A 7,275-nucleotide genomic window follows, 5' to 3' on the forward strand; every position below is an offset into this window, starting at 1 on the left:
GTCGCCGCACCGGACATCCCCGCCGACTGGCGTCCGGAGCGCGAACGCGTGACCGGCGGGCCGCCGGATGCCACCCTGCCGCCGGGGGCGCTGGTGATGGGGATCCTGAACGCGACCCCCGACAGTTTCAGCAATGGCGGCCAGCACGCACAAGCTGACGATGCCATCGCGGCCGGGCGACGGATGCTGGCCGCGGGTGCGACAATTCTCGATATCGGTGGCGAAAGCACCCGCCCCGGCGCCCAGCCGCTGCCGCCGGGCGAGGAATGGCGCCGTGTAGGCCCGGTGATCGCCGGGTTGCGCGGCGCGGGCGGCCTGATCTCGGTCGATACGCGCCATGCCGAGGTCATGGCGCGCGCGCTGGAGGCCGGGGCGGACGTCATCAACGATGTCTCGGCGCTGGCGCATGATCCCGACGCGGCCCCGATGCTGGCGCGTCACACGACGCCCGTCATCCTGATGCATATGCGCGGCACTCCGGAGACGATGAACGCGCTGGCGGTGTACGACGACGTGGCCGTCGACGTCGTGCGCGAACTGGGCGCGCGCGTGGCTATTGCAGAGGACGCCGGGATCGCGCGCGATCGAATCCTGGTGGACCCGGGGTTCGGCTTCGCCAAGGACGCCGCGCAGAACATCACGCTTCTGCGCCGCCTGCCAATTTTGGCCAATCTTGGCTGTCGCGTGCTGGTCGGCACATCGCGCAAACGTTTCATCGGCCAGATAACCGGGGTCGCCCGGGCCGACGACCGCGATCCCGGGACACTGGCCGCAACGCTGCCGGGGCTCGATCTGCCCGGCGCGCTCCTGCGCGTTCACGCCGTGGAGCCGATGATACAGGCGCTGCGGGTCTGGCAGGCCCTTCACCCATCCGGTAGACAGGCAACAAAACAAGGCGTTTCACCGCCATCGCTTCAGGACAGGTCGACATCATGAGCACCACCAGAACCCTGTTCGGCACGGACGGCATTCGCGGCACCGCGAACCGCACCCCGATGACCGTCGAGATCGCGCAGCGTCTGGGACAGGCGGCGGGCCTGCACTTTCAGCGCGGCGGCCATCGTCACCGGGTCCTGATCGGCAAGGACACACGGCTTTCGGGCTACATGATCGAAAGCGCGCTGGTCGCGGGCTTTCTGTCGGCGGGGATGGACGTGACGTTCGTGGGCCCGATGCCCACGCCGGCGATCGCAATGCTGACGCGTTCGTTGCGCGCCGATCTGGGGGTCATGATTTCCGCCTCGCACAATCCGTTCGAGGACAATGGGATCAAGCTGTTCGGTCCGGACGGATTCAAGCTGTCCGACGAGACCGAATCCGCGATCGAGGCCATGATGGACACCGATCTGGCCGCGCGGCTGGCCGCACCGGCGAAGATCGGCCGCGCCTCGCGCCTCAATGACGCAGCCGGCCGCTATATCGAGGCGGCGAAGGCCTCCTTTCCGCGCGGGCGGCGGCTCGACGGCCTGAAGATCGTGATCGACTGCGCGAACGGCGCGGGCTACCGCGTCGCGCCCACCGCGTTGTGGGAGCTGGGGGCGGAGGTGATCCGCATCGGCTGCGCGCCCGATGGCACCAACATCAACGCCGACTGCGGTTCCACCAGTCCACATGCCATGTGCCGGGCCGTGGTCGATAATGGTGCCGATTTCGGGATCGCGCTGGACGGCGACGCGGATCGCGTTCTGATCGCCGACGAAACCGGCCGCCTGATCGACGGCGACCAGTTGCTGGGCTTGGTCGCACGGTCCTGGGCCCGTCAGGGGCGACTGGTGTCCGGCGCCGTGGTGGCGACGGTGATGTCGAACATGGGGCTTGAGCGGTGTCTGGCCGACGAGGGGCTGCGCCTGGTACGGACGGCGGTCGGCGATCGTTATGTCGTCGAGAAAATGCGCGAGATGGGCGCCAATGTCGGCGGCGAGCAGTCCGGGCACATCGTCCTGTCGGATTTCGCGACCACCGGAGACGGGCTTGTGGCGGCCCTGCAGATCCTCGCCGTCCTGGTCGAGGACGGTCGACCGGCCAGCGCGGTCTGCAATGTCTTTACGCCTTATCCACAATTGTTGCGTAACGTACGATTCGCCGGCAGCAATCCGCTGACCGAACCATCCGTTCTGGAGATGCGGGCGCGCGTCGAGTCTCGTCTGGACGGCTGTGGGCGTCTGGTACTGCGCAAAAGCGGCACCGAACCCCTGATCCGCGTGATGGCGGAGGCCGAGGATGCGCAACTGGTCGAGGAGGTCGTGAGTGACATGTGTGACGCTATTGTGCGTGTTGCCCCGGTGGCCTGAACCATGAGGGGCCGGGTGTTGATCGTCGCGGGCAGCGACAGCGGGGGTGGCGCGGGGATTCAGGCCGATATCAAGGCGGTGACGGCGCTGGATGGGTTCGCGATGACCGCACTCTCGGCCCTGACGGTACAAAACACCCTCGGCGTGCGCGACGTGATGCCGGTCCCGGCACCCTTCGTTGCGGCGCAGATGCACGCGGTCCTGGATGATCTGGGCGCGGACGTGATCAAGACGGGCATGCTGGACCGGGCCGAGGTGATCGACGTCATCGCCGCCATCTGCGCCGATCGTCCCGGCCTGCCGCTGGTGCTGGACCCGGTAATGGTCGCCAAGGGGGGCGCCCCACTGTTGCAGGCCAGTGCGCTGGAGGCACTGCGCGGACGCCTGCTGCCGCATGCCACGCTGCTGACACCCAATATTCCCGAAGCCGAATCTCTTCTGGGTGAGACGATTGTGGATGTCGCCGCCATGGAACGCGCCGCCGTGGCCCTGCGTGCGCTCGGGGCGCGGGCCGTTCTACTGAAGGGCGGCCACATGGCGGGAGACGCGCTGACCGATGTGCTGGCCACGCAGCACGGCGTGCGAACCTTCACCGACCAGCGCATCGCGACACGACACACCCACGGGACGGGCTGCACGCTGGCCAGCGCCATCGCCACCGGTCTTGCGCAGGGGCTGGCACTGGAGGCGGCGGTCATTCGTGGTCGGCGCTATCTGCGGGCTGCCATTGCCGAGGCACCCGGCTATGGCGGCGGAGCCGGCCCGATCAATCATGCCGTAACGGTGGAGGCCCAATGGCGCGTCTGAACACGGAAATCCCCGATCTGGGGGATCTGCGCCCGTTTCGATCCTCCCGGATGACCTTCCGGCTTCTGGACATCGACGACGCCCCTGAGCTGCAAGTGATGACGGACAGTCCAGCCATCACCAGCACTATCAGTTTTCTGACCAGTCCGTTCTCCATACGTAACGCATGGGAACTGATCGCGGGCGAGGGAGACGAGTGGCGGCCACGTTTCATCGGTGGCTGGCTGTTCGAGTCGCGCCGGCTCGCCGTCGTCATGGGGGTGATCCTGCACGGCGCGCATGAACTGGAAGTGGGGTTCTGGGTGCGACCGAGCCTCCACCGCAAGGGTCTTGCGAAAGAGGCGATGGAGGCGTTCCTACCGCTTGCGAAGACCTTGTTTCCATTGCGTCTTCTCGTGGCCGAATGCACACCAAGCAATGTCCCGGCCGTGAAGGTACTGAACGCTCTGGGGTTCGTCACCGACGGCGCGACGGGCCGCAAACCGCCCCGCAGCCGTTTCGAACTCACCGGGTGCACCGCCCCTCCGCCCGAAGCGAGGCGCGGTCCCGGCTGACGGCGGCGTGGCCACCGCCGCCCGGTGGATCAGCCCGCGCTCTTTTTCCGTCGCGCGGCTGTCGCCGGCGCGCCGCGTTTAGGACTCGCCGCCCTGGCCGACTGTCCGGGCGCTTTTGCCAGAAGCCGCGGCAGCAGGGGTCGCAGAAACTGTGCGGTGTGGCTTTCGGCCACCTGCGCGACCTCTTCAGGCGTGCCTTGGGCCACGATCCGGCCGCCGCCGTCGCCGCCCTCCGGCCCGATATCGACGATCCAGTCCGCCGTTTTGATGACGTCCAGATTATGCTCGATCACCAGCACCGTGTTGCCCTGATCGACCAACGCGTGCAGCACTTCCAGCAACTTGCGAACGTCTTCGGCGTGCAGGCCGGTCGTCGGCTCGTCGAGAATATAGAGCGTGCGGCCCGTCGCCCGGCGCGCCAGTTCCTTGGACAGCTTGACGCGCTGCGCCTCCCCCCCCGACAGGGTGGTGGCCTGCTGACCCAGCGCGACATACCCGAGCCCCACCTTCTGCAGGATCGCCAGACGATCACGGATGCGGGGAACGGCTGAAAAGAATGGCAGTGCCTCGTCCACCGTCATGGCCAGCACGTCGGCAATCGACTTGCCGCGGAACTTGACCTCCAGCGTTTCACGGTTGTAGCGCGCGCCCTTGCACGAATCACAGGTGACGAACACGTCGGGCAGGAAGTGCATCTCGATCTTCAGCACGCCATCGCCCTGACACGCCTCGCACCGGCCGCCCTTCACGTTGAACGAAAAGCGCCCGGGCTTGTAACCGCGCGCCTTGGCCTCGGGCAGTTCGGCGAACCAGTCGCGGATAGGGGCGAACAGATCGGTGTAGGTCGCGGGGTTGGAGCGCGGCGTGCGGCCGATCGGCGACTGGTCGATCTCGATGATCTTGTCGAGCTGCTCGACACCCTCCAGCCGGTCATACGGCGCGGGCGTCTGTGACGATCCCATGAGTTGCCGCGACAGCGCCTTGTAGAGCGTGTCGATCACCAGCGTTGATTTGCCGCCGCCGGAGACGCCGGTAACGCAGATGAACGTGCCCAGCGGGAACGCGGCGTCGACGGACTGAAGGTTGTTTCCCCGCGCGCCCACGATCCGCAGCGCGCGCTTCGGGTCGATCGCCCGGCGCGGGTCGGGCACGGCGATCGCGCGTCGGCCGGACAGGTAGTCGCCGGTCAGGCTGGCCGTGTTCGCGGCCACCTCGGCCGGTGTGCCGGCCGCGACGACCGTGCCGCCGTTGACACCCGCGCCCGGCCCCATGTCGATCAGCCAATCGGCCGAACGGATGGCGTCCTCGTCGTGTTCGACGACGATCAGCGTGTTGCCGAGCTTTTTCAGACGCTCCAGCGTGCCCAGAAGACGCTCGTTATCGCGCTGGTGCAGCCCGATCGAGGGTTCGTCGAGCACATACAGCACCCCGGTCAGGCCGGAGCCGATCTGGCTGGCCAGCCGGATGCGCTGGCTCTCGCCGCCGGACAGGGTCGCCGACCCGCGCGACAGCGTCAGGTAGTCGAGCCCGACATCGTCCAGAAACCGCAGGCGATCGAGAATTTCGCGCAGGATACGCCGTGCGATTTCCGCGCGCTGGGGCGTCAGCGTCGCCTCGACGGTGGAAAACCACGCCAGTGCCTTGCGGATCGGCAGGTCGGAGGCCTCGGCGATCGTCGAATCCGCTACGCGGACGCACAGGGCCTCCGGCTTCAGACGCGCGCCGTGGCACGCGTGGCAGGGGCGTTGCGACTGATAACGCGCCAGTTCCTCGCGCACCCACATGCTGTCCGTCTCGGCCATGCGACGACGCAGATTGACCAGCACGCCCTCGAACGGCTTTTCGATGGCATAGGCGCGCTTGCCGTCATGGTAGGTGAAAACGACCTTGTCGTCCGTGCCGTTGATGATCGCATCGCGCAGTTCCACGGACAGCGAGCCCCACGGCGTGTCGATCGATTCGTCGAAATGCGCGGCGAGCGCGGCCAGGGTCTGCTCGTAATAGGGGCCCTGGCCGTTGCGCCATGGCGCGATGGCGCCCCCGGCCAGCGACAGGCGCGTGTCCGGCACGATCAGGTCGGCGTCGAAATGCGTCTCGGTGCCGATGCCGTCGCAGACCGGGCAAGCCCCCTGCGGCGCGTTGAAGGAGAACAGCCGCGGTTCGATCTCCTCCAGCGTGAAACCGCTGACGGGACAGGCGAATTTGGACGAAAACACGATCGGGGGCGGGGCGTCCGCCTCGCCGCGCACCACCTCCTCGGCGTAGGCCAGACCATCGGCCAGACCCAGCGCGGTCTCGAAACTGTCGGCCAGACGCGCCTGCACGCCGTCCTTGACCACGATGCGATCGACCACGACCTCCAGCGTATGGCGCAGCTTGCGGTTCAGGTTCGGCGCGTCCCCGATGTCATACAGCGTGCCGTCGACCTTCACGCGGGTGAAGCCTTTGCGCTGAAGCTCGGCCAGTTCCTTGCGGTATTCGCCTTTGCGGTCGCGGATGACGGGGGCCAGCAGCAGCAGCCGCGTGCCCTCGGGCAGCGCCATGACGCGATCGACCATCTGGCTGACGGTCTGCGCCTCGATCGGCAGACCGGTCGCGGGCGAGTACGGCACCCCCGCCCGCGCCCACAGCAGGCGCATGTAGTCGTGGATTTCGGTCACGGTGCCGACCGTCGAGCGCGGGTTCTTCGACGTGGTTTTCTGCTCGATCGAGATCGCGGGCGACAGGCCCTCGATCGACTCGACGTCCGGCTTGCCCATCAGTTCGAGGAACTGCCGCGCATAGGCCGACAGGCTCTCGACATAGCGGCGCTGCCCCTCGGCATAGATCGTGTCGAACGCCAGCGACGACTTGCCCGAGCCCGACAGGCCGGTCACGACCGTAAGCTGGTCGCGCGGGATATCGACATCGATGCCCTTGAGATTATGGGCCCGTGCACCGCGCACGCGGATCGCGCCGGTCGTGGAAGAATGTCCGCTGTCCATATGCTCCGTGCCGCCTGTGCCGCCAAGGATGTTCTGTGTTTGTGCTAACCCGTTTCACACGCCTTGGCCAGCCGTTCGCGCTCTCAACGCCGCGCCGGCGCGCCCGTTGCCATTCGGGCATGACGGCAGGCGGCCTCTTGCGCTAGATTGCCGGCCCTGCGTCCTCCGGGGCGTGTTTATTCAGGCGTGATGGGACTGGCGAGTATGGCAGGCAGTGTGAACAAGGTGATTCTGGTGGGCAATCTGGGCAAGGACCCGGAAGTCCGCAATGCGCAGTCGGGCGCCAAGATCGTCTCCCTGACCGTCGCGACATCGGAAACCTGGAACGACCGCGCCTCGGGCGAGCGCAAGGAGCGCACCGAGTGGCACCGCGTCGTGATCTTCAACGAGCGCGTGGCCGACGTGGCCGAGCGTTTCCTGCGCAAGGGCCGCAAGGTCTACATCGAAGGGTCGTTGCAGACCCGCAAATGGACCGATCAGTCGGGCCAGGAACGCTACACGACCGAAGTCGTGGTCGACCGGTTCCGGGGCGATCTGGTGCTGATCGACAGCAACCGTGGCGGTGACGGCGGCGGTGACGAGGGCGGCTATGGCGGCGGTGGCGGCAGCTACGGTGGTGGTGGCGGCGGCGGCTACGGC

General features: G+C 67.2%; 6 protein-coding genes. 5 read left to right on the forward strand and 1 reads right to left on the reverse strand.

Translation table 11 applies throughout. The features are described 5' to 3' along the window. The 4 genes from folP to HUK82_RS13060 form a co-directional block, all read left to right on the forward strand. Positions 1 to 936 (forward strand): dihydropteroate synthase (folP, locus tag HUK82_RS13045; protein ID WP_176614375.1); only part of this gene is annotated, 936 nt, incomplete at its 5' end. Beyond that, positions 933 to 2,291, forward strand: a complete 1,359-nt coding sequence (glmM, locus tag HUK82_RS13050; protein WP_176614376.1) for a phosphoglucosamine mutase — start codon at positions 933 to 935, stop codon at positions 2,289 to 2,291. The genes folP and glmM, both read left to right, overlap by 4 nt. A gap of 3 nt (positions 2,292 to 2,294) precedes the next feature. Further along, a complete protein-coding gene (thiD, locus tag HUK82_RS13055; protein ID WP_176614377.1) occupies positions 2,295 to 3,098 on the forward strand; it encodes a bifunctional hydroxymethylpyrimidine kinase/phosphomethylpyrimidine kinase in 804 nt (267 codons plus the stop codon). Continuing rightward, the gene (locus HUK82_RS13060; protein WP_176614378.1) at positions 3,086 to 3,652 is read left to right on the forward strand and encodes a GNAT family N-acetyltransferase; all 567 of its coding nucleotides are present in this window, start codon (positions 3,086 to 3,088) and stop codon (positions 3,650 to 3,652) included. Before thiD ends, HUK82_RS13060 begins: the two co-directional genes overlap by 13 nt. Positions 3,653 to 3,681: 29 nt before the next feature. On the opposite strand, the gene uvrA is transcribed toward HUK82_RS13060, so the two are convergent. Continuing rightward, positions 3,682 to 6,636 (reverse strand): excinuclease ABC subunit UvrA, encoded by a 2,955-nt coding sequence (uvrA, locus tag HUK82_RS13065; protein ID WP_176614379.1) that lies wholly within the window; start codon positions 6,634 to 6,636, stop codon positions 3,682 to 3,684. A gap of 204 nt (positions 6,637 to 6,840) precedes the next feature. Between uvrA and ssb the strand changes: the two genes are divergently transcribed. After that, positions 6,841 to 7,275: single-stranded DNA-binding protein (ssb, locus tag HUK82_RS13070; protein WP_176614380.1), on the forward strand; the 435-nt coding region annotated here is incomplete at its 3' end.

This window comes from Ameyamaea chiangmaiensis (assembly GCF_013376175.1).
GTDB lineage: Bacteria > Pseudomonadota > Alphaproteobacteria > Acetobacterales > Acetobacteraceae > Ameyamaea > Ameyamaea chiangmaiensis.